Below are 903 nucleotides of genomic sequence, written 5' to 3' on the forward strand. Positions count from 1 at the left end.
CTAGGCCGTTTCTTTTAGATCATCGGATCGTTGGTCGGGGTGTGTCGTTGACTGACGCCCAGTGGGCCCGCATCGAACCGTTGCTGCCGGACCGGACCCCTCGGCGGGGTGGGCGGTGGCGTGATCACCGGCAGGTGATCGACGCGATCGCTTTCAAGTACCGCACCGGCACACCGTGGATGGACCTGCCCGAGCAGTTCGGGTCATGGAAGGGCGCCCACAACCGGCTGCGGAAGTGGGCCGCCGACGGCACTTGGGAGAAGGTCTTCACCGCCCTGCTCGCCCAGGCCGATACCGAGGGCGACCTCGACTGGGTCGTCGCAGTCGACTCCACTGTCGTGCGCGCACACCAGCACGCCGCCGGGGCCCGTCAAAAGGGGCCCCGGCCGGCGAGCCGGCTGACCATGCCCTCGGACGGTCCCGCGGCGGACTGACCACGAAGATCCACCTCGTCGCGGACGGCGGTTGCCGACCGCTGGCGTTCGTCATCACGCCGGGTCAGGCAGGTGACGCACCCGCCTTCGAGCAGGTCATGGCCCGGTTACGGGTGCCCAGACGGATCGGCCGCCCCAGGGTCACGCCTGACGTGGTCCTGGCCGACAAGGCGTATTCGTCCCGGGCGATCCGCCTCCATCTTCGACAGCGGAAGATCCGGGCGGTGATCCCGCAGCCGGCGGATCAGGCTGCGAACCGCAAGCGACGTGGTCGGCTCGGGGGTCGTCCCCCGGCCTTCGACCGCGAGACCTACAAGCAGCGCAACACCGTCGAGCGGTGCATCAACAAGCTCAAGCAATGGCGCGGCCTGGCCACCCGCTACGACAAGACGGCCACCATTTACCTGGCCGGACTGCACCTCGCCGCCATCTTCATCTGGTCGGCGAGGTGATCCGAAAGAAACGGCCT

The 903-nt window shown here is 68.1% G+C and carries 1 protein-coding gene; it reads left to right on the forward strand.

All coding sequences use genetic code 11. The features are described 5' to 3' along the window. The first annotated feature begins 26 nt into the window (after window positions 1-26). Window positions 27-886, forward strand: a protein-coding gene (locus BU52_RS34535) for an IS5 family transposase (protein WP_407702092.1) whose coding sequence is annotated in 2 segments (ribosomal slippage) — window positions 27-372 and window positions 372-886 — 861 coding nt in all. Because the reading frame shifts where the segments join, the coding sequence is not laid out codon by codon here. Window positions 887-903 lie beyond the last annotated feature (17 nt).

Origin of the sequence: Streptomyces toyocaensis, from assembly GCF_000725125.1 — a bacterium.
GTDB lineage: Bacteria > Actinomycetota > Actinomycetes > Streptomycetales > Streptomycetaceae > Streptomyces > Streptomyces toyocaensis.